The 23072-nt window shown below is 36.9% G+C and carries 24 protein-coding genes and 1 pseudogene; 3 read left to right on the plus strand and 22 right to left on the minus strand.

All coding sequences use genetic code 11. The features are described from left to right. Window positions 1–38 precede the first annotated feature (38 nt). The 4 genes from V7S50_RS23110 to V7S50_RS23125 form a co-directional block, all read right to left on the minus strand. Window positions 39–1148 carry a serine hydrolase gene (locus V7S50_RS23110; protein WP_063221232.1) on the minus strand — a complete coding sequence of 370 codons (1110 nt, stop codon included), beginning with the start codon at window positions 1146–1148 and terminating at the stop codon, window positions 39–41. Window positions 1149–1265: 117 nt separating this feature from the next. Further along, window positions 1266–2246, minus strand: coding sequence for a nucleoside hydrolase (locus V7S50_RS23115; protein WP_242255195.1), 981 nt, complete (start codon window positions 2244–2246; stop codon window positions 1266–1268). Window positions 2247–2315: 69 nt separating this feature from the next. Beyond that, window positions 2316–3755: a sodium/pantothenate symporter gene (gene panF, locus V7S50_RS23120; protein ID WP_242255193.1), complete on the minus strand. Its 1440-nt coding sequence runs from the start codon at window positions 3753–3755 to the stop codon at window positions 2316–2318. A gap of 3 nt (window positions 3756–3758) precedes the next feature. Further along, entirely contained in the window at window positions 3759–4037 is a 279-nt protein-coding gene (locus V7S50_RS23125; RefSeq protein ID WP_000656237.1) for a YhdT family protein, read from the minus strand. A 273-nt stretch (window positions 4038–4310) separates the two neighbouring features. On the opposite strand from V7S50_RS23125, the gene dhaS reads away from it, so the two are divergent. Beyond that, the gene (dhaS, locus tag V7S50_RS23130) at window positions 4311–5795 is read left to right on the plus strand and encodes an aldehyde dehydrogenase DhaS (protein WP_000080279.1); all 1485 of its coding nucleotides are present in this window, start codon (window positions 4311–4313) and stop codon (window positions 5793–5795) included. Window positions 5796–5845: 50 nt separating this feature from the next. On the opposite strand, the gene fabG is transcribed toward dhaS, so the two are convergent. Continuing rightward, window positions 5846–6586 carry a 3-oxoacyl-ACP reductase FabG gene (gene fabG, locus V7S50_RS23135; RefSeq protein ID WP_242255191.1) on the minus strand — a complete coding sequence of 247 codons (741 nt, stop codon included), beginning with the start codon at window positions 6584–6586 and terminating at the stop codon, window positions 5846–5848. A 133-nt stretch (window positions 6587–6719) separates the two neighbouring features. On the opposite strand from fabG, the gene V7S50_RS23140 reads away from it, so the two are divergent. After that, window positions 6720–6869, plus strand: coding sequence for a YfhD family protein (locus V7S50_RS23140; RefSeq protein ID WP_001035815.1), 150 nt, complete (start codon window positions 6720–6722; stop codon window positions 6867–6869). A gap of 73 nt (window positions 6870–6942) precedes the next feature. On the opposite strand, the gene V7S50_RS23145 is transcribed toward V7S50_RS23140, so the two are convergent. From V7S50_RS23145 to fdhF, 17 genes are all read right to left on the minus strand, one after another. Then, entirely contained in the window at window positions 6943–8796 is a 1854-nt protein-coding gene (locus tag V7S50_RS23145; protein WP_242255189.1) for a terpene cyclase/mutase family protein, read from the minus strand. 99 nt (window positions 8797–8895) lie between these two features. Next, on the minus strand, window positions 8896–9321 hold the full coding sequence (locus tag V7S50_RS23150; protein WP_063221239.1) for a divergent PAP2 family protein: 426 nt from the start codon (window positions 9319–9321) through the stop codon (window positions 8896–8898). 79 nt (window positions 9322–9400) lie between these two features. Then, on the minus strand, window positions 9401–10342 hold the full coding sequence (gene rarD / locus V7S50_RS23155) for an EamA family transporter RarD (protein WP_063221240.1): 942 nt from the start codon (window positions 10340–10342) through the stop codon (window positions 9401–9403). A gap of 90 nt (window positions 10343–10432) precedes the next feature. Further along, entirely contained in the window at window positions 10433–10681 is a 249-nt protein-coding gene (locus tag V7S50_RS23160; protein ID WP_016086864.1) for a DUF1294 domain-containing protein, read from the minus strand. A gap of 168 nt (window positions 10682–10849) precedes the next feature. Further along, a complete protein-coding gene (locus V7S50_RS23165) occupies window positions 10850–11248 on the minus strand; it encodes a hypothetical protein (protein ID WP_242255187.1) in 399 nt (132 codons plus the stop codon). Window positions 11249–11290: 42 nt separating this feature from the next. Continuing rightward, the gene (locus tag V7S50_RS23170) at window positions 11291–11515 is read right to left on the minus strand and encodes a group-specific protein (RefSeq protein ID WP_242255185.1); all 225 of its coding nucleotides are present in this window, start codon (window positions 11513–11515) and stop codon (window positions 11291–11293) included. Between the two features lie 15 nt (window positions 11516–11530). Further along, on the minus strand, window positions 11531–12580 hold the full coding sequence (locus V7S50_RS23175; protein WP_242255183.1) for a P-loop NTPase: 1050 nt from the start codon (window positions 12578–12580) through the stop codon (window positions 11531–11533). A gap of 55 nt (window positions 12581–12635) precedes the next feature. After that, entirely contained in the window at window positions 12636–12872 is a 237-nt protein-coding gene (moaD, locus tag V7S50_RS23180) for a molybdopterin converting factor subunit 1 (protein WP_242255181.1), read from the minus strand. Window positions 12873–12876: 4 nt separating this feature from the next. After that, window positions 12877–13341: a molybdopterin synthase catalytic subunit MoaE gene (gene moaE / locus V7S50_RS23185; RefSeq protein WP_242255178.1), complete on the minus strand. Its 465-nt coding sequence runs from the start codon at window positions 13339–13341 to the stop codon at window positions 12877–12879. Further along, window positions 13322–14629, minus strand: a complete 1308-nt coding sequence (gene moeA, locus V7S50_RS23190) for a molybdopterin molybdotransferase MoeA (protein WP_242255176.1) — start codon at window positions 14627–14629, stop codon at window positions 13322–13324. Before moeA ends, moaE begins: the two co-directional genes overlap by 20 nt. A gap of 18 nt (window positions 14630–14647) precedes the next feature. After that, on the minus strand, window positions 14648–15664 hold the full coding sequence (locus tag V7S50_RS23195; protein WP_242255175.1) for a molybdopterin-synthase adenylyltransferase MoeB: 1017 nt from the start codon (window positions 15662–15664) through the stop codon (window positions 14648–14650). Window positions 15665–15688: 24 nt separating this feature from the next. Continuing rightward, window positions 15689–16468 carry a formate/nitrite transporter family protein gene (locus V7S50_RS23200; RefSeq protein WP_242255173.1) on the minus strand — a complete coding sequence of 260 codons (780 nt, stop codon included), beginning with the start codon at window positions 16466–16468 and terminating at the stop codon, window positions 15689–15691. Between the two features lie 189 nt (window positions 16469–16657). Beyond that, entirely contained in the window at window positions 16658–17674 is a 1017-nt protein-coding gene (gene moaA, locus V7S50_RS23205) for a GTP 3',8-cyclase MoaA (RefSeq protein WP_242255171.1), read from the minus strand. Window positions 17675–17694: 20 nt separating this feature from the next. Then, window positions 17695–18492, minus strand: a complete 798-nt coding sequence (gene fdhD / locus V7S50_RS23210; protein ID WP_242255169.1) for a formate dehydrogenase accessory sulfurtransferase FdhD — start codon at window positions 18490–18492, stop codon at window positions 17695–17697. Window positions 18493–18508: 16 nt separating this feature from the next. Continuing rightward, window positions 18509–18853: a DUF2294 domain-containing protein gene (locus V7S50_RS23215; protein WP_000039582.1), complete on the minus strand. Its 345-nt coding sequence runs from the start codon at window positions 18851–18853 to the stop codon at window positions 18509–18511. Window positions 18854–18968: 115 nt separating this feature from the next. Further along, window positions 18969–19451, minus strand: a complete 483-nt coding sequence (locus V7S50_RS23220) for a DUF1641 domain-containing protein (RefSeq protein ID WP_000729893.1) — start codon at window positions 19449–19451, stop codon at window positions 18969–18971. A gap of 12 nt (window positions 19452–19463) precedes the next feature. Then, the gene (fdhF, locus tag V7S50_RS23225; RefSeq protein WP_242255167.1) at window positions 19464–22403 is read right to left on the minus strand and encodes a formate dehydrogenase subunit alpha; all 2940 of its coding nucleotides are present in this window, start codon (window positions 22401–22403) and stop codon (window positions 19464–19466) included. 291 nt (window positions 22404–22694) lie between these two features. Here fdhF and V7S50_RS23230 point away from each other — a divergent pair. Next, window positions 22695–23066: pseudogene (locus V7S50_RS23230) on the plus strand (Ger(x)C family spore germination C-terminal domain-containing protein); the annotation flags it as partial. Between the last annotated feature and the right edge of the window lie 6 nt (window positions 23067–23072).

Raw genomic sequence — 23072 nt, forward strand, 5'->3', positions numbered from 1 at the left:
TGTACATAAAAATAAACTCGGCGCTTTAAGCACCGAGTTTATTTAATAAAAGTCGCATCATACTTATCACTTTGCAACACTTGGAAATGTAAGTTTGCTAAATGTTTCCGTATTTCTGCACTGTCGTCCTCATTTAAATTATTTGCTAAGAACACTATTTCTGTACAGTTCCCGCGTTTATCCATCGCATAAACTGCTTTTGTAACTGTCCATGGCGTATAGCCATTTTTTTGCCCTGCATGTCTAAATGTTTTACGGTATTTCTTAGCGCTCATATCTGTTTCAACGATATTTGCCCATACTTTTTCTTCTGCTTCTGTCAGGCCACCTTTATGATTTGCCTTTTGAAGCAGTACCATATAATCATTTGCAGAAGCCGCTGGTAATCGATCTGACCAAATTTTATCGTAACGTTCCTCTAAATACAGAGGAATTTCCTTCTGTAATAATGGTCCTTTCTTTTTTAAGCGTTCATGAATAATCATCGCATATTCACGATATTGCTCTTGAGACATTTCTTTTAACTTTTTCTCTATTTTATATTTCGGAACATGTAGTTCTTTATGCAAATATCCAGGGATATATAAAGATGAAACAATCGGAAATAGTGGCTGATGTGCTGGAAGTGATAAACTTTGTAAATTTCGATTAATATTATCTAATCCTAACACTTCCATTAAATATTCAGCATTAGCATTTGAACTAAACTTAACCATTCCTTTTGCCACTTCTTCTAAAGAAACCGCTCCTTCAGTTATCTTGCCTGTTCTCTCCAAATACCTTTGCCATCTATCTTGCGCACCACCATCTGTATTCGGCACATAATACCGATTCACATCATTAATGGAAACGAAACGAGACGAATCAATTTTCCCTTCTGTAACTTGTTTTGTATACTCAAGCGCCACAATTAATTTCATCGTACTAGCAACTGGCAATACAACATTGGGATTTACAGAATAAACAATTTTATCATTTCTCTTTACTAAAAGCGCACTGTTTTTTTCATCTTTATGTTCCTCAATAAAGGATGCGATATACTGCGCATCATCATTATTCGAACTCCATACTTTTTTCACTAAAAAGTTACCCGATATTAGCAAAACGAAAATACCCACAATCACTGCGCATACTATAGTTTTTTTCAAGTAAAATTCCTCTCCTATTGTGTAACTCTTCTCTATCTATCTCTTACAAACAAAATAATGGAGATGATTATTTTAGTAATCATCTCCATTATTTTAACTTGTATTCTCCCATTATGTCTACGTCATAATTTTTACGAAGTCTTCGAGAAATTTTTTATAATGTAATGACCAACCAATTCGCACCCAATTTTTTAAGGCTTTTGCATCAGGTTGAGGACGGAAATCAGCAATACTTTCTCCCTTTGCAATCCCCACTGTATCTACATCTACACGACGATACACATAATCCAATATTGACGGATTCGCCGCAACCATCATTGTAACGACGTCATGTACTGGACTTCCTGTTATTTTCGGATTTAACTTTCTATAGGCTTTATAATAATACGTAAAAATCGGTTCAATTAATTTATTAAAACTCGTTTTAGAATGTTTCGTAATATACTTTACCATCTCTGGCGTAATAATAGCTTCAGATGTAACATTAAGCGGCACCAATGTCACATTCTTGGCATTTTGCATCACTAATTGTGACGCAATGGGATCACCATGAAAATTCGCTTCTGCGACTGGTGTAACATTTCCAGGCATTAAAAAAGCACCGCCCATTATATAATATTCCTTCACATACTTCATCAATGGTTTTTCTAAAATAAATGCTGTCGCAAGTGTCGTTGACCTACCAGCATCAACGATAATTAATTCTCCTTTATATTTTTCAAGAATGTCGAAAAACTCACAAAAAGGCTTTATATTTGGAGAAAGACTTTTCGGAGGTCGAATTGGCCCTAAACCTTCCGCCCCGTGAATTTCTGGATAGTACGTTGTAATATCTCCAGATAAAGGGATTTTCGCACCATTAATAACTGGTATATCTTCTCTGCCTGCTAACTGCAATAAATATGCCGCATTACTTGTTGCCTTTTCTTGTGTTACATTTCCATACCCCGTTACAACACCAACAATATCAATATCAGGATGCAACAACCCATACATTATGGCTAGCGAGTCATCAATTCCCGGGTCTCCTAAAAATAATACTTTTTTCATCGCCCTCAACTCCATCCCCTCAATTGTTATTAATTTATGAATAGTCATACATATACAGAATAAAAAAGAACAAATTTATACGAAAAAACGCAGCCCTATACGGACTGCGTTTTTCATCTAACCTATACTGTTTTTCTTCACAGCAATCATACTTCCAATTATATAAGCAATAAACGCAAAACAAATCGGGAATACAACTGTATGTATACCGAATGGATTTGGATAGAGAAGATGAATGCACATATATGAGCTTACTCCAACTAAAATGGAGGCAAGCGCTCCTGTTGCATTTCCTTTCCTCCAATATAACCCTAATACGATCGGCCAAATGAATGCTGCTTCTAATCCACCGAAAGAAAATAAATTTAACCATATTAAAAAATCTGGTGGTTTAATTGCTGCCGCATAAACGAGCAGTCCTACGATAGCAGTAATCCATAAACTTCCTTTTCTAATCGTACTGTCTGCCGCATCTTTATTTATGTAATTTACGTATATATCTTTAATGATTGATGAACTTACAAGTAACAATAGCGAGTTTACTGTAGACATAATCGCCGCCATTGGTGCAGCTAAGAAAACTCCAGCTAACCAAGGTGGCAACACTTCCATCGCGAGTAGCGGCATTACTTTATCTGGTACCGTTATACCTGGAAGTACTACTCTTGCAAATACACCTGTTAAATGCATACCAATCATAATTGTACCAACGACAACTGTTCCAATTATTAAAGCTTGGTGCATAGCTTTTGAATTTTTATAAGACATGGCACGCACGCTAATTTGCGGTAAACCTACAACGCCAATTCCAATTAAAATCCAAAATGATGTGACATATGATTTCGTTAAACTGCCATCTGCTCCGAATGGTGTAATTAAATTTGGATTAATTTGAACAAGTTCCTGCATAATCTTTTCAATTCCACCACCAGCAATGACAGTAGCAATTAAAATGATTGTCGTTCCAACCAACATGATAATACCTAGTAGTGTATCTGATAGCGCAACTGCACGAAATCCACCAATTAATACGTACACAAGTACAGAGAAAGTAAATAAAAATAGTGCTGTTGTATAAGATAAACCCGTTAGCGACTCAATTAATCGTCCACCGCCGACCCACTGGGCTACTGTTGCTGAAAATAAAAAGATTATAATACATAACGCAGAAAGGATCACGACTGCTTTATTATTATATCTTCCCTTTAAATAATCGATAAGAGTAATGGCTTCCATTTTCCTAGCGATAATTGCAAACTTTTTACCGATAACCGTTAAAACGATATACCCTGTTACAACTTGAATCGCAGATAGTAGTACCCAGCCCAGCCCCATATTGTAAGCAATACCAGGACCACCAATAAAGCTACTAGCACTACCGTATGTAGCAATCATTGTCATCGCTAATAATAAACCGCCAAGCTCACGCCCACCAAGAAAATATTCTTGCAAAAATTTATTATGAGCAGTTGCTTGCACGCGTCTTGAAGCATATACACCAATTAAAAATACAACGATAAACGAAATTATCATTGGAATGATTACATACCAATTCATCTATTATTCCTCACTTTTTTCTTCCTCATCGAGTGAAATATCTTGAAATACAAAACGAACAACTAAACTAAGTAAAATAACCATAACGATAAATCCAACGATACAGCTATAAAAAAACCATGCGGGAAAACCTAATACATATGTATATTCACTCGGATCTTTACTACCAAGCCCATAAGCAAATCCGTACCATATTATAAAATTAATAATAGCAAGTCCAAGACCAATTAACGCTTCTCTATGGGCTATTCTAAAGCGTGGATCATCATGATAATCTTTCATTTTTCCCCCTCCTCTCACGATGTATTATTGTACCATTGTTCTTCTAGTTTTTCCTACTAGAAAGCAAAAACAAGCAGGATTTTTTATAATCATATAGAAGCTTCTCTTACATTACATATTTTTTACAATTGTAACACAAATGAAATTTGAATTTTCAGTATTTATTAATTATGATTTTAATTAGAGGCTTTCCATCTAGTTTCCACATCCTTGATTTCGGAATAAGCGCCGTCTCGTACTGCGTTTACATTATATTTTCAAGGGGGTTATACAATGAGTCAACTAGCTGTAAATCTTCATGAAAAGGTAGAAAAGTTTCTTCAAGGTACAAAAAAGTTATATGTGAATGGATCTTTCATTGAAAGCGCTTCCGGTAAAACATTTAAAACACCTAACCCAGCAACTGGTGAAACACTTGCCGTCGTTTCTGAAGCTGGTCGCGAAGATATTCATAAAGCTGTAGTCGCAGCTCGTATGGCTTTTGACGAAGGTCCTTGGTCTCGTATGAGCACTGCTGAGCGAAGCCGTCTCATGTACAAGTTGGCTGATCTAATGGAAGAACATAAAGAAGAGCTTGCACAGCTCGAAACATTAGATAACGGAAAACCAATCCGTGAAACAATGGCAGCAGACATACCACTTGCAATTGAGCATATGCGCTATTACGCTGGATGGGCTACGAAAATCGTTGGTCAAACAATTCCTGTTTCCGGTGATTACTTTAACTATACACGCCATGAAGCTGTTGGTGTCGTTGGTCAAATTATCCCTTGGAACTTCCCGCTTCTTATGGCAATGTGGAAAATGGGAGCAGCGCTTGCTACAGGATGTACAATCGTTTTAAAACCTGCAGAACAAACTCCACTATCTGCTCTATACTTAGCTGAATTAATTGAAGAAGCTGGATTCCCGAAAGGTGTTATTAATATCGTACCTGGATTCGGTGAATCAGCTGGACAAGCTCTCGTTAATCATCCACTCGTTGATAAAATTGCATTTACCGGTTCTACTCCTGTCGGTAAACAAATTATGCGACAAGCATCCGAATCATTAAAACGCGTTACACTTGAATTAGGCGGTAAATCACCAAATATCATCTTGCCAGATGCTGATTTATCTCGCGCGATTCCTGGTGCACTTTCTGGTGTTATGTTTAACCAAGGACAAGTATGCTCTGCTGGGTCACGCTTATTTGTTCCGAAGAAAATGTATGATAATGTCATGGCTGATCTCGTCCTCTATTCTAAAAAACTAAATCAAGGTGTCGGTCTTAACCCTGAAACAACAATTGGTCCTCTCGTTTCTGAAGAACAACAAAAACGTGTAATGGGCTACATTGAAAAAGGGATTGAAGAAGGAGCTGAAGTACTATGCGGAGGAAGTAATCCATTCGATCAAGGCTACTTCGTTTCTCCTACAGTATTCGCTGACGTAAATGATGAAATGACGATCGCAAAAGAAGAAATTTTCGGTCCAGTTATTTCTGCAATACCGTTTAACGATATTGATGAAGTAATTGAACGTGCAAATAAATCACAATTCGGCTTAGCGGCTGGTGTGTGGACAGAAAATGTTAAAACAGCACACTATGTTGCAAGTAAAGTACGTGCAGGTACAGTATGGGTAAACTGTTATAACGTCTTTGATGCAGCATCTCCATTTGGAGGATTTAAACAATCCGGTCTTGGCCGTGAAATGGGATCTTACGCATTAAATAACTATACAGAAGTAAAGAGCGTTTGGCTTAACTTAAATTAATGAGAAAGAACCTGACCTACCTGGTCAGGTTCTTTTCATTATGTATTCCTTTAAACTTGCAGTCCTCCGCTCACATTTAATACTTCACCTGTAATATAAGATGCGTATTCTGATGCTAAAAAAGCTGCTGCGTTCGCAATATCTTCTGGCGTTCCAATTCTACCAACTGGAATAGCACCAACCATCTTTTCTTTCACTTTATCTGGTATCGTTTTTGTCATATCTGTATCCATAAAACCCGGACAAATCGCATTACAAGTAATACCGAAGCTTCCAACTTCTTTCGCTGCTGTTTTCGTTAAACCGACAACTCCTGCCTTTGTAGCCGCATAATTTGCTTGACCTATGTTTCCTTCTCTACTAATTGAAGATATATTAATAATGCGTCCATACCCTTGTTGTCTCATGTAAAGAAGCGCTGGTTGCATACAATAAAAAACTCCAGTTAAGTTCACTTGTAATACTTGTTCCCAAGCAGACTTCTCCATTTTATGTAACATTGCGTCTCTTGTAATCCCAGCATTATTCACCAAAATATGTAATGTACCAAATTTTTGAACCGCATATTCAATTAACGACTTTGCTTCATTTTGATTACTCACATCACATCGATATGAGCACACTTCATATCCTTCATCTGATAACTCACTTGTCGTTTTTTGTAGATTCTCTTCATTTACATCGCTAATTAATACTTTCGCCCCTAGTTTTGCATAAACCCTTGCAATCTCTTTTCCAATTCCCTGTGCAGCTCCTGTTACAACAGCTGTTTTCCCATTTAAAAACTCCATTCCTATCCCCCATTTCTATTACTTATACTGTATATTTCGGCTTTTTGCTTTCCAATTCCTCTTTGTATAAAAAAGTCTATTTGTGTCAAACTAACTTTGCAACGTCGCATAAAGTGCAAGGAGATTATGTCGAATGAACAAAAAGAATTTCAAACAAAGCAAAGCAACTGATGGCATTGATGTTGAGTTCTCTCGCGAACTCGCTGACCACAATGACTTAGAAGCAAACGCACGTGCAAATGCCGCTGATGCACGTCAAAAACGCCAATCAACCGAAAAATAAGGTACATCACAACCTTATTCTTTTCAAAAGGGACCTACTACCCAACAAAATAAACCGAGAGACATCTCTCGGTTTATTTTCTATATTTTTTTGCATAATGAGCCAAAGTAAGCAACGGATATATATGAGCATAACTATGATAACGAATATAAAACCCACCTGGCAAGCCTGTTCCAGTAGGATATTTTTCATTTACATAAGGGTTGGAGAGCAAATATGAAATACCTTTTCGAATGACTGGCGTTTCTTTATCATAGTAAGAAATGAGGGCATCTAACGCCCATGCTGTTTGGGATGGTGTACTAAATGGTAAAGTAACGAACCTTTTCTCCACACTACTGTGGCAAGATTCTCCCCAGCCACCATCTTCATGCTGTATATGTTCAAGCCATAAAGCGGCTCGTTTTAATGATGGGTTGCTAGATGGAGTTCCTAGTGACCGTAAACCAGTCATAACCGCCCACGTACCATATATATAACAAATCCCCCATTTCCCATACCACGATCCATTTTCCTCTTGTGCATTCGTTAACCAATTTATCGCACTTTGTTTTTGTTTCTCAGGCAATTCGTTTTGTCCATACGTCCCGAAAAACTCTAGCACTCTCCCTGTAATATCTGGTGTAGAAGGATCTGTAATCATATCACTCGCATTTTCGATTGGTAAATTTGCTAATATACGGCTCGTTACCCCTTTTTCAAAAGCTCCCCAACCACCATCATTATTTTGCAATCCTTTAACCCAATTAACCGCTCGCTTCCAAGCATTTTCTACATTTTCGTTCCCTCTACTTCGCGCCAATGCTCTTAACACAGCAGTTGTATCATCAATATCTGGAATCGTCGTATTCACATCCGAAAAGCCCCAACCACCTGGGAAGAGATCCGGTGCATGTACACTCCAATCTACTTTCTTTGTTTGCTGTTTTCTTAGTAAATACGCTGATGCATTTTGAATCACTTTACTTGCTTTCGGAACTTGAGCTTCTTGCAAAGCATAACTGAGTAAAGCTGTATCCCATATAGTTGACGGAGAGTTTTGCAAATGATTTCCTCTTTCCATCTTCCATATATAAGACGTTATCCCAGTTATCGCTTTTTGAATCATTGATGATTGAAGAGAATGTCCTAACGCGAGTAAAGCATAAATCATATAAAACGAGGCAGTTGCGTAACTATATAACGTTCCATTTTCATCAATACGCTTTTTCATAAACCGTTCGACTTCCTCATATCCTTTATGATGTAACGAAAGTGGATACGATATAATTTGTTTTACATCACTTAATAACGTTTGAAATAACGGAGACCGATCCTCCCGAAACCATTCTCCGCCTCCGCCCGCAATGTGATTTAAATTTGGCAATAACTTTTTCCCTACTCGAAATCTTTTATTTAAACACAGCATCATCGGAATTAAATGGATACGTGCTGAGCTACTCAATTCAAATATACTGAAGGGGGAATCATCCTGTAGAAACATGATTGGTGTTGGTAAATGAAAGAACGAAGGATATTCATACTCTCCGTGAATTGCTAATAAAAACTTCGTCATAAAATGAGCACGCGCTACCCCGCCACGCTCATTTATAAACATTTCCGCTCGCTTCATATTCGTATCTTCTGTTGTATATTTTTCCGAAGCAAGCAAGGCAGCATAAGATTGAATTGTAGCAGATAAATTACCACCCACTTCATCTTCATACAATTTCCATGTTCCTTCATTTGTTTGGAGTGATGCTAATCTTTTTACAAACGGTTCTATCTCTTTATCTCTACCTAATAATTTTAATAAAAAAATCATATGGCAATCTGTTAATGGAGCTCCTTCAAAACAAAACCGCCACGTACCATCTTGCCGTTGCATCGTTTGAAGTGCAGTTGTTCTTCTTACTATTTCTTCATGCACTTTTTCATATAATAGCAAGTTACTCACCCACCCTTTCGAAATCCGTATAACGATATTCAAAAAAGTCGCTGAATATGTATGAAAACAAAGAAAAGCAGAACATATAAAATGTTCTGCTCATAAACAATATCCTACCCCGACAATAATCCCTAATAAGGCACCGACTACTACTTCATACGGTGTATGCCCGACAAGTTCATTTAACTTCTTATATTCTGTTTGTCTACCGTGAAAAAACTCATTCAATATTTTCGCCTGTTTACTTACTGCAAGCCTTACTCCTGAAGCATCATACATAACAATGATTGCAAAAATAGCAGCAACAGCAAATATGGTACTTTCCACACCTTCCACAACGCCAACACCTGTCGCGAGCGCTGTCACAGTTGAAGCATGAGAACTTGGCATCCCACCTGAAGCGAAAAACTTTGCAAAATCAAATTCGCCCGTTTTGACTAATTTAAAAATGACTTTCGTAAACTGTGCTAAAAACCACGAAATTACAGCGGCCATAAGCGGATCATTATGTAAAATTGTTTCCACGTTCTCAGCTCCTCACTGACTATAATGGAAATTCTATATAATATAAGTATAAAGAAAAATGCGTAGAAAATACTACGCATTATGATACTTTTGCTGATTTATTTTTTATAAATTTCGGTTGTTTCTGTACTAAGAACTTTGTTTTCGCTACCGAAAATACAAATAACGCAACCCATATACAGAAAAATGCCATCATATGAGTAGATGTGAAATGTTCACCGAATACGAATACACCTAAAATTAAACTAATCGTTGGTGCAATATATTGTAAAAATCCTACCATATAAAGCGGAATAAGTTGTGCTCCTTTTGCAAAATAAAAAAGTGGTAATGCTGTAACGATACCTGCTCCTATTAAAAGTAACGTCGATAACATGGAAATAGATCCAAATGAACCGAAGCCATGTACTCCTGTCATAATGAGATAAATAACCGCAAACGGCGTTACTAACATCGTTTCCATCGTAAGTCCAATTGTGGCATCATAGTTTAACAATTTTTTCGTTAATCCATATAACCCAAATGAAAAGGCAAGTGATAGAGAAACCCACGGAATAGCCCCGAAACGTACTGTTAAAATGATAACCCCTAATCCAGCTAAACCAACTGCAACATATTGCCAAAAGTTTAACTTTTCCTTTAAAACGACTGTACCAAGTAAAATACTAATAAGCGGATTAATATAATATCCAAGACTTGCTTCAATGACATGATTATGATTAACGGCCCATATGTAGACAAACCAGTTTCCGCTAATCAAGACTGAAGCTATTGTTAATGACATTAATAATTTAGGTCGTTTAAAAAGATTCACGAACTCCCCAATAAACTGGCGAAATCTCTTCGTAACACCTAATACAAGTAACATAAAAACGAACGCCCAAACGATGCGATGCGCTAATATTTCATCGGCCGGAACTTCCTCAACCCATTTCCAATAGATTGGTAGGATTCCCCACATCGTATAAGCACCAGCCGCATATATGATCCCTTTTTGTTGCTGTGCTGATTGACTCCCCATCTTCCTTTTCTCCTCTTCTCGTTTTTCTCCATTATACGGTCCCACGTGCTCACTTTACCAATAATCACTCTGCAATTCTTTCGACATTTCTCATACAGCAAAAAGTAAACATACTGTGATAACGACAAGTAACGGTATACCGAAAACAAATTTCTTTTTATGAGTTTTATGGTGAAACATATACATACCGATCCAAGCACCAACTGCGCCACCAGCTGCTGCTGATAAAAACAACGTACTTTCTGGCGTTCTCCACTGTTTCTTCTTCGCTTTTCGTTTATCAAGCCCCATAAGGCTAAAAGCTATAACGTTAATAATAATAAAATAAATCCATTTCATCGCTTTCTCTCCCTATGAAAAATTCGCTTAATGGTAACATGAAAAAACGATGGAAACAACTGAAGAACAGTTTTTATCAAACTATTTTAATTCGTTACCTTCATATTTATATAACCAATTAAAATCGCAGTTATAGCAATTAAATAGAAAGATGTTATGAGCAGAATCTTATATTTCATTTACTTCCCCCACTACTATAGCATCGAAAAAACTTCTCTCAATCTCTTTTTCATCAAAATGAAGAACTACAATTAGCCCTACATATAAAGAAACAAAATTTAAAAACCATTCCCCATTATCGTCTTTCTTAGCTAAGCATTTAAATATCTCTTGAAATTGCATACGCTCATCTGTAGCAACAACCGGTCGCATACCAAAATATTTCAATACGAAATGTAAATCCAGCTGCACGGATAATGATAAAATATATTTTAATAACTCCGTATAATCAGTTACATTTTTTTGACTATATAACTTTACAAGCTTTTGATGTAAATGAGCAATCGATAATTCTTCTCCAGTCATTTTTGTTGCTTCTATCGTTTCAATCATCTTCTTCATATTCATTACATTTACCCCTCCTGTTACAAAACAAAAGCCAAAGCGTATTTATTTTATAATCAGCAATAATTGAGTATTTCTCGTCTCTCTTTCTTCTTCACTAACTAAGTCATACTTTTTTAGAAGATGAAAGACAACATTTAATATTTCCTGCGAATGATTACCTTGCAAAAATCCCTTTACCTCTTTAAAAATCACTTCCGGTAAAAAACTCTTTTGACTTTCAAGCTTATTCATTACATCTTCAATAGAATGATCAATATTACACCCCATAAAAAAATTCCTCCTCTATCCTTTATAAATAATATCTTCCGCTAACGTTGTAAACACTTCTCCAACAAGAGAATCTTCATCATATACAGATGAACCGTTATTTTCTTCCCGTTTTGCAAAAGGTACTTGTGCGATTACTTCCGTTTGCAATTGTTCTGCTAACATTTCACCACCGCCTTTTCCAAAAAGGTAATTTTTCGATCCATCTTGTTCTTCAAAATAAGCCATATTTTCCACAATACCTAAAATCTCATGTTTCGTATGTTTTGCCATTACCCCCACCCTAAATGCTACGAATGAAGCTACATTGTGTGGTGTTGTAACGATAATTTCTTTCGCCTGCGGAATCATAGCTGCAACATCAATGGCAATATCTCCTGTACCTGGTGGTAAATCAAGCAGTAAATAATCTAATTCTCCCCAGTGCGTATTCGCAAGGAAATTTTGAATCCATTTATTTAACATCGGTCCGCGCCACATAACCGGGTTATTTCCTTCTGTAAAAAATCCCATCGACATGATTTTAACACCGTGACTAATGACTGGAATTGCTGTTTGATCAATCATCGTTGGTTTTTGATTCGTTTCCATCATAGCTGGAATACTAAAACCATATATATCTGCATCTAATATCCCCACTTTTTTGCCCATACGAGCTAAAGCCGTTGCAAGATTAATTGTCACCGTTGATTTGCCAACTCCACCTTTTCCGCTCGTTACAGTAATAAATCGTACCCCTGAATCAGGGCGAAGCATGCTCGGCATACCAGTTTCTGTTCTACTATTTTTCTTTAACTTCTCTGTTAGCGCAGCTCGTTCTTCTTGTGTCATAGAACCAAATGTCAAATCCACTTTAGAGGCGCCAATTGCCTGAAGAGACTCTTCCACATCTTGTTGAATTTTTGCTTTTAACGGACAACCTTGAATCGTTAGCACTACTTCAAGTTTAACCTCTGTTCCATTCATTTGTATATTTCTAACCATATTTAATTCTACAATACTTTTGTGTAACTCTGGATCCTCCACATGTTTTAACGCATTCATTATTTGTTCTTGAGTAATCATAGAACTCATCCCTTCTCATAATTCTAATTTATATACAACATCTTACAAATCCTTATTACCCCCCGCTAACGGGCGGGATTAATGCGACTATATCTCCAGCTTTTATCATCTCTTCATTCGTTACAAACTCTTCATTAATAGCCACCATCACTCTATCAAGCGATTGTAAACAATAGTTTGCTTTGAGCCATCCCTTTAATTGCTGAACTGTCATTTCTTGTTTCTCGGAAATTACTAATTGATCTAATCCGACTTCCTCACGCAAATTTGCGAACAGTAAAATTGTAATCATCTTCTCATTCTTCCTTCTTCGGTTTTCCTTCTGGATAAGGTGTATTTTCAAGTTGATCTCCAATCCACATCGTTCCATCTTCCCAAAATTCTTTTTTCCATATTGGGATGATTCGTTTTATACGTTCAATCGCGTATTCATTCGCTTCATAAGCTACTTTACGATGTGGTGATGAAACTGCAATGACTACCGCAATATCCATTATTTCTAGCCGTCCTACTCGGTGCGTAATTGCTACTTTTGCGTCCGGCCACTTTTCATTTATTTCTTCCCCAATTCTCGTAAGTTGTTTTACTGCCATCGGTTTATATGCTTCATACTCTAAATGTAGCGTTCGTTTTCCTTTTGTTAATTCTCTCACTGTACCAATAAAAGTTGTAATCGCACCTGCTTCTCTTCTTGCGACTTTATTCGTTACTTCTTCAACTACAATCGGTATATCGACAATTTCAAATAGCACTTGTCCCATTAGAATCACCTCTCACTTTATAAAATGTCCAAGGCCATTCACTACCTTCGTTATCTTCCAACAAGAGAACATCTACGAACATATCTTTTTTATACTCTCTCGTACCACCTGGAAGTACAATAAATATATTTGTCTCTGCTAGAGAAGAAACTGAGCTAGATTTATCAAACCCTGACGGATAAGCGATTAACTGCCCTTCGTTATATGTTAGTTTTCCTCGTACAAACCTTGTAAATGGATTTGGCTTTAAAAAGTCTTCTCCTAATAACGCTTTTTCTCTTTTTACATGTGCTTTTTCACTAAACATATACGTTCGAATACAAGGTCTTACAAACAATTCAAATCCTACGTAACAAGCAGATGGATTTCCTGATAAACCGAATAATAACTTGCCATTTAATTGCGCTACAGTCGTAACACTTCCTGGCCGCATTGCAATTTTATCGAAAAGAACTGATGCACCTAATTTTTCATATATAGCTGGCAAATAATCGTAATCCCCTACTGATACACCACCTGTTGTAATGAGCATATCTACTTGGCTTAATGCTTCTTTTACAGCCGTAAAACACGTATGAAAATCATCGCTAAACTTCCCAAAATATTTTACTCTTCCGCCTGCTCTTCGAATTTGAGACAATATCATATACGTATTACTATTTCGGATTTTCCCTGGCTGTAATGAATCGTTTACATCCAGTAATTCACTGCCAGTCGCTAATAGTCCAATTACAGGCTTTCTCGCAACTGGCACCTCGCTATACCCGAACGTAGCAAGAAGAGCTGAAATACCTGGATGAATGTATGTTCCTTTCTTTGCAAGAACCGTTCCTTTACGAGCATCTTCACCTTGAAAAGAAATATTATCGCCCGCTTTGAATGACCGCTTCAATTCCATATACTTACTGCCAGCCTCCTCATATTGACGAGTCAGCTCTAGCATAACAACTGCATCACATCCATTCGGAATCTGTGCTCCCGTCATAATTCGAACTGCTTGAAACGGACCTACTTTCTCATCGAATAGCGATCCTGCACCAATTTCACCCACTACTTCAAATACAATTGGCGTTTCATAACTTGCTAAATTCGTATCTTCTGCTCTAATAGCAAATCCGTCATACGGGGAACGATTGAATGAAGGTACATCATGGTCAGCTACTAAATCCTCTGCTAATATACGTCCATAAGCTAATTCAATAGGTAGTAGCTCCTTTAATCCTTTATGAGCAAATCCCATTACTTTACGAACAGCGTCTTCAACCGTAATTGGCACTCTTCTTTCCATTATTGACAACCCTTTCTATTAACCGAATACGCGATAATATAATTGTTTCACTTTCGAAATATCATTTGTACCATGAATGAAAACACGACCATCTCGAAAAATAACAACGCGGTACTCATCTATTTGGCAAGATAGTAAATACGGATTCCGATCTACTTTTCCTAGTTTACTTAATACTTTTTCTATATCATCAAAATTGTACTGTCTATTTTCTACCGGTCTAATTTGAACTGTATTTCTTCCGCACAAAACAGCTACCTTCGTTTGGTTTTCGTATGATAAATAAGGATAAGTTCGATTCAAACCACATGAGAGACAAGCGTCTGTTTTTATTTTCCCTAGTTTTATAAAATGGTTTTGATTACTCCATATATCAAACATGAAAAATGGTTTTCTAATAGTTGAAAAATCTTCTACTAAAATTTTGAGTGCTTCCGCCACCTGATATGCTGCGACGATTTGTACAGTCGGGCTAATAATTCCAGCTGTATCACACGTCACACCTGTAACTGGAATGTTCTTCAGCACACAATGTAAACACGGTGTCTTTTGCGGAATAATTGTATAACTCATACCATACGAGCCAACGCAAGAACCATATACCCACGGGATATTATGTTTTTGTGATAAATCATTTATTATAAATCGGATATCGAAATTATCTGTTGCATCAATTATTACATCAACATTTTCTAATAGTCCTTCCAAGTTTTCTGCACATGCATCCATTACGAAAGCATCTATTTGTACTTCCGAATTAAGTTTTTCTAGCCGATTTTTAGCAGCAATTGCTTTTGGCAATTTCTCTCTCGCATCTTCTTCAGAGTACAATTGTTGTCTTTGTAAATTACTCCATTCAACGTAATCACGATCAATAATCGTCAACTTGCCAATACCTGCACGTACGAAACTTTCAGCACTTGCACTTCCTAATGCGCCTGCTCCTACAATTAACACATGTTTATTTCTAATTTTTTCTTGCCCTCCATTCCCAATTGGTTTGAACAACTGTTGTCGTGAATACCGCTCAGCCATTACATACCCTCCCTCTCACGAACTCTATTTCATATTAGAATGTTGTTTTTGATAACAAGAGAAGTAAGCAAATCCAACAAATCCAGCTCCTCCAATTACATTTCCAATAAAAACAGGAACAAAATTTCTAGCAAGATCCATCCACGTCAGATGACCTGCAAAAATAACTGCTGAGATGACAAACATATTTGCTACTACTTGCTGAAATCCAATCACTACGAATGCCATAATTGGAATCCAAATTCCGATTATTTTTCCGACAAAATCACTTGTCCCATAAGCGAGCCAAAGCGCCAAACAAACGAGCCAATTACACCCAATTGCTAAAATTAAAGTTCTTCCAAAAGATTCATGTAACTTGCCTTCCGCTATCGCTACTGTTTTATTTAAATAATCCCCCTCTGTTAATCCGCCAAGATGGCCGAAACAATACGCTACGAAAATAGCTCCTACAAAATTCATGAAAGTAATCCAAATCCAGTTATTCAGCACACTGACCAATGTAATTTTCTTTGCATAAAGCGCCATAGACATTGACATCATATTTCCGGTAATTAATTCTCCTCCTGCTAATACGACCAACATGAGTCCAACAGGAAAAACCGCTCCTCCTAAAACATTTACTAAACTCCCCCAGCGCTCAGGTAAATTACCTAAAACGCGAATGTTAAGTAAAAAACCGAGCGAAATAAATGCTCCTCCTAAAAAACCGAGAATAAGCATTGCTGGCAAGGTCTGACTTACTTTTTGAACACCGGCCTCAATGACAAGCTCAGCAATTTGTTCCGGTTTATGAAATGCCATTACTAATTCCTCCATTTTCTCCAAATAAAAAAGCAGCTTCAAAAAACCTCTTCAAAATAAAGGTTTTTGAATGCTGCTTAATTTCTCTGCACATCTTTTACAGAGAGATCAATCATCACTTTTACTATAAAATAGAAAATCTACAATTCTTGTACACCTTCCATTTTTCACTTTTATGTCAACTTTATATTAACCACCTATATGTGACATTTCAATTTTAGGCATAGCTTTTTTATTACTATTACTTAAGCGTTCATCTGAATAACGATCTTCTCGGTTGTTCCATATGTCGCGTACGATATCTGTTATTTCCTCGTCAGTGTAGTCAGATCGAAGCAGTTCTCTCAAGTCATTTCCTTTAGAAGCGAACAAACACGTATATAATTTTCCTTCTGCAGAAATACGTGCTCTCGTACATGAGGAACAGAAGGAATCTGTTACTGATGAAATAATACCTATTTCTTCATCACTTCCAATATAACGATAGCGAGTCGCAACCTCACCTGCATAATTCGCTTCTATCCGTTCTAATGGCATAACTTGATGAATCGCATCTACTATTTCTTGTTTAGAGACAACCTCTTTTAACTCCCAACCGTTATAATTTCCAACATCCATATACTCAATAAAACGAAGAATATGCTTATTTTCCTTAAAGTATTGCGCCATCTGCAAGATGTCCTGTTCGTTTTTCCCCTTTTGAACGACCATGTTTATTTTAATTTTCATACCAACTTCAGCTGCAGCTTGTATTCCTTCCAGAACCCTTTGTACTTTGCTTCTATTACCATTTAAATAGAAAAAACGCTCTTCTTCTAAGGAATCTAAACTAACTGTCACACGTGATAAACCCGCCTTATATAAATCAGGAGCAAACTTTTTAAGTAACGATCCATTGGTTGTTAAGCCGATATCCTCCACACCATCTATTTTATTAAGGCGCTCGATAAGCTTTGGAAGCCCTCTTCGAAGTAACGGTTCTCCACCTGTAATTCGTAGCTTTCGTACACCTAAAGAAACGAAAATACGTGTTATTCTTTCAATTTCATCAAAAGATAAAATTTTATCATTAGACAAAAACGAATAATCAGGACCAAATATTTCTTCTGGCATACAATAACGACAGCGAAAATTACAGCGATCAGTAACAGAAATACGTAAATCCTTTAAAGGACGTTGTAGTTTGTCTAATGTGAAAGATTTCATATTTATTGCCTCGCTTTTACTTATTTTATATTTAAAATACGCTCTGGATGCGTATATACATTTAAGGATTGATTCCGAATAAATCCTATCGTAGTAATACTTAATTCTTCTGCTAGCTGCAAAGCCAACTCAGTTGGAGCTGATTTTGACAATATAATTTCACAACCAATTTTTGCAACTTTCAATAATATTTCCGAAGAAATACGACCACTAAAAACAATGATTTTATCTCTTATAGAAATATTATTTTTTAAGCAATAACCGTAAATTTTATCTAACGCATTATGCCTTCCGATATCCATTCGACTTAAAATAATACCATTCACATCGCACAAAGACGCATTATGAACGCCCCCTGTATGACGAAATGTCTCAGCAGATTGCTGCATTTCTTTCATTAATCGAAAACAGTCTTCTGCAGTAACTTGTACATGCACGCCATTCATTTTCTTTGCGCTTAATGCATCATTTGCAAAGACAAATCCTTGTCTACTCATACCACAGCATGAAGTAATATAACGTTTATTTTGCATTTGTTCGTAATACGGATTTACTTTTGCCGTCGTGACATGTACAAATCCTTCTTTCTCTTGCACCCATATGTCATCAATATCTTCATACTTCCGAATGATTCCTTCAGATGCTAAGAAGCCTATTACCATATCTTCTATATATTCTGGAGTACTAACCATTGTAACAAACTCCTGTCCGTTCATTTTAATCGTGACTGGAAACTCTGTTACAATGCTGTCCTCTATATGTTTAAACGCCCCTTGCTCATAACGAAAGATTTCTCTTTCTACCTGTATCGGTTTCACGATCAGTATCCTTCTCTCACGTTATATTTTTATCAAAAACAAATACCGAAACTGCAATATCTTCTTCTACTTTCATATCTGAAAATAGGTTCACTAATTTCGCTCCAACAAGTTCCTCCAAATGTTCACGGGAATTCGCAGCATATACTTCTTGAATCATTTTCGTTCTAGCCATATGGACCATTTCCGCACCGTCCATCGTACTTGAAATGAATTTTTCAGTAGGTGTTAAGTTTCCATAAAGAGTCGCGATCGCCATGTTTTCTGCAAAAACAGTATGAATTCGTTCTGGCCCTTTTCCGAAAAGTTCTTTTCGAAGTTTTCGTATCATATCATTAAATTCATGTACTTTTTTTGACATACAATTATACCTCCCAAAAGCCTCATTTTACTTTATTATATATTTTACCAAAATGAGCCTTCCGCCCAAACTATTTCGTACAAACATTTGGGCGAAAAGGTTCACTTAATGAAGTTTATTCTTCTTTTAATCCTTTTCCCATACCTTTTAAGAAATGAAGCCCAAACCCGATAGCACGGTTAATATCTGGGTCTTTCAATACTTTCATAAGATCGAATACCCCTACTTTTTTATTACTCTCTAGATGTTCATTACCCTTTTCTAGCCCTACTAATAAGCTACCTATAAGCTTTTTCGTAAGCTCCGGATCAAGTTCTGTTAAAGCACCCGCAGCCCCCATCATATTATTAATTAAATTTGTAACAGGCTCACGAGTCACTTGGCCAAGAACAATCTTTGCGATTGGTTCTTTCGCCTTTAGCATAGAATTTGCTGCTTCTAGCATGCCAATATCATTCAATTCCCCTACTATATTAAACATTTGATTTAGAGCGTCTTCATTATTAGCTAGAAGCTCTTTTAAATCATCTAATTTTTGCTGTTTTATTTCTTCCTCAGTTAATTCTTGTTTTTGAATCATTTTTATAGGTGCAGCCATATTTTTCTCCTCCTACTTATCCGTTAAATGCACATACCCTTGACGCGCCCACTTACGATGTACCTCAATACCGGCTTGAGGGTGACGTTTTTTATTACGTGGGTTCGCTTTTGGCATCGGATTTTCGCCATCAACTTCTAACACTTCCATACGTACTTTCGTCTGTTTATAAGCAGGTGTATTCGTACGTGTGTCAACTGCAGGACCTGTTAAGAAATTAATTGCCGTTTCATTGTCAGTAGAGTTCATCGGTAAATATAACTCATTCGCTTTTACACGATCTGTTACAAGTGCACGTAATTTTAACGCTCCAAAAGGAGAAATGAGACGAACTAATGAACCTGTTTTCACTCCGCGTTCTTTTGCAAGTGCTGGAGAAACTTCAACGAAAACGCCAGGTACTTTCGTTTGAATACCTGTTGATTTATTTGTCATATTCCCTTCATGGAAATGCTCAAGCATACGCCCGTTATTAATGTGAAGATCGAACTCCGCTGGGAATTCAGCTGGACGTACCCAGTCAGCAATCGCAAAACGAGCTTTTTTATCCGGGAAGTTAAATCCTTCTTGGAAAAGTAGTGGTGTATTCGATCCATCAAAACTTCCCCAATGGAAACTATGCCATCCTTCAAGTACTTCATAGTTTGCTTGTGAGAATAGTGGTGATAAACTTGCCATTTCAGCAAATATTTCACTCGGATGGCTATAATTCCAGTTTGCACCTAATTTATTCGCAACTTCCTGCACAATCCACCAGTCTGGCTTCGCATCTCCAAGCGTAGGAAGAACTTGATAGAGTCTTTGTACACGTCGTTCTGTATTTGTAAAAGTACCTTCTTTTTCAAGAGACGGTGCTGCCGGTAATACAACATCTGCATATTGAGCAGTTTTAGATAAGAAAACATCTTGCACAACGAAGAAATCAAGGCTTGATAGCACTTCATGTACATGGTTCGCATTAGAGTCTACAAGAGCCATGTCCTCTCCGACAAGATACATAGCTTTCATTTTCCCCTCGTCAATTGCATGCAACATTTCAATATTATTAAGACCTGGTTCACTATTAATTTTCACTCCGTAAGCCATTTCAAATTTCGCACGTTCCATATCGTTCGTAACGTGCTGATATCCAGGGAGCCATCCTGGTAAAGTACCCATATCACAAGCACCTTGCACGTTATTATGACCTCGAAGCGGATATGCACCAGCACCTGGACGACGATAATTACCTGTTGCAAGAAGTAAGTTTGAAATCGCAGCGGAAGTATCAGATCCACCTGTATTTTGCGTTACTCCCATACCCCAAAGGATACATGTACCATCTGCATCACGAATCATTTCAGCCATTTGAATAAGTGTTTCTTTTGAAATGCCAGTCATTTCTTCTGCGTATTCAAGTGTATATTCTGTAAGACTCTCTTTGAAATCTTCAAAGAAGTTTACGTTCTCATCAATAAATTGTTGATCGTGCCAACCTTGATCAATCATATATTTCGTAACAGCCATTAGCCATACTTGATCTGTTCCTTGTTTTGGACTAATAAAGACGTCTGAACGCTCTGCCATTTCTGTTTTACGAAGATCAGCCACAATTAATTTTTGTCCGTGTAATTTATGCGCACGTTTAATACGTGTAGCTAAAACAGGATGACCTTCTGTCGGATTACAACCTACAATAATAACAAGACCGGATTGTGCGATATCTTTAATCGTTCCAACGTCTCCGCCCATACCAATTGTACGGAATAATCCGTCTGTCGCTGGTGATTGACAATAACGTGAGCAGTTATCAATATTATTCGTTTCAAATACTTGTCGAGCTAATTTTTGGATCACATAATTATCTTCATTCGTAATTTTAGAGGAAGAAATAAAACCGATAGCGTCTTTACCGTACTCTTCTTTAATAGACCCTAGTTTACTTGCAACTACATTCAACGCTTCTTCCCATGTAGATTCAACAAACGTTCCATTTTTACGAATTAAAGGCTTCGTAATTCGTTCTTTAGAATTTACGAAATCCCAGCCAAATTTTCCTTTTACACAAGTAGAAATTGCGTTAACTGGTGCATCAGAAGAAGGCTGTACTTTAAGGATTTTACGCCCTTTCGTCCACACTTCGAATGAACAACCTACACCACAAAATGTACATACTGTTTTCGTTTTCTTCGTACGAGTATCACGCATAGCCGCTTCCACTTCTGATACCGCAAAAATACCGCTATATCCAGGCTCAACTTCTTTAATTAAATCTACCATCGGTTCAAGAATATCTAGTTTTAATCCCGTCATAAATCCAGCTTCACCAAGTATCGTTTTCTCCATTAAAGCGTTACAAGGGCAAATCGTTACACATTGACCACAACTAACGCATGAAGAATCATTAATATTTACTCCTTCATCCCAAATAACTCGTGGGCGTTCCGCTTCCCAGTCTATCGATAACGTTTCATTTACTTGTAAGTTTTGACACACCTCAACACATTGACCGCATGCAATACATTGATTAGGGTCATAGCGATAAAATGGATGCGTCATATCAACTTCACTTACATCTACTTTCGGTTCATAAGGATATTTTTGATGTTCAATTTCCATTAATTCTGCTGTATTATGCAACTTACAGTTCCCATTGTTGTTGTCACATACTGTACAGTATAATAAATGATTTTCTAGTAACCGATCCATCGCCTCTGTTTGTGCTTCTTTCGCTCGACCAGAAGCCAGTTCAATGTTCATACCTTCCGTCGCCACTGTCGAACAAGAGCGCATTAACTTTCCGTTAACTTCTACAATACAAGTGTCACATGTTTGAATAGGATCTACTTCTGGCACGTAACAAATTTGCGGATGTTCAACCCCGTTCTCATTAATAACACCCAATATCGTTGAACCGGGCTCCGCTGTATACTTTTTTCCGTCAATTGTAATATGAACCATGTTGTCATTCATGGTCTTTCCCCCTTTTTGAGAATAAAAAAACTCCACCACGAAAATATACGCACCACATTTCGGCACGTTATTATCATGGTGGAGTAGTTTATTAGCACATCTTGCTAAAATACCAATCCATTTATTCATAAATAAAACGATAGATTCATAACAGGTCATATCACGATTCCATCTTTAACACTATAATTATAGCGTTAAATTTAAAAATATACAATATAAAATTTAAACTACGCATATGTCCGTATGAAACTATCCATAATAGCCCATATAAAGTAAACTATAATCAGTGGCGATTTCGCAACAATAAATGTTCTTACTATGAAACGAAAAATCAGGACCGGCTATAGCGATAATCGCTTCCAATTTAATATAAAAATGAATTTTAATATAGCGGTATCTGAGATGACATTCAACATGAATATAGATGCTGATAAAAAGAAATTAACTTCACTTATTACGAAACAACTAAACGAAGATTTAAACGATTTAATCCACAAAATTCAAAAACAGCAACTCGATCCATTCGGATTTGGTGATTATGCGAGAGCATTTCAATATAAGAAATGGAAAGAGGTTGAAAGCGATTGGCCTAGTGCTTTTTCAAAAGCTACTGTAAAAGTAAAACCTACTATTAAAATTTTAGAAAACGAGATTATTAAATAGCAAAAA

The sequence above is a fragment of the Bacillus sp. CCNWLW194 genome (genome assembly GCF_037120585.1).
GTDB lineage: Bacteria > Bacillota > Bacilli > Bacillales > Bacillaceae_G > Bacillus_A > Bacillus_A basilensis.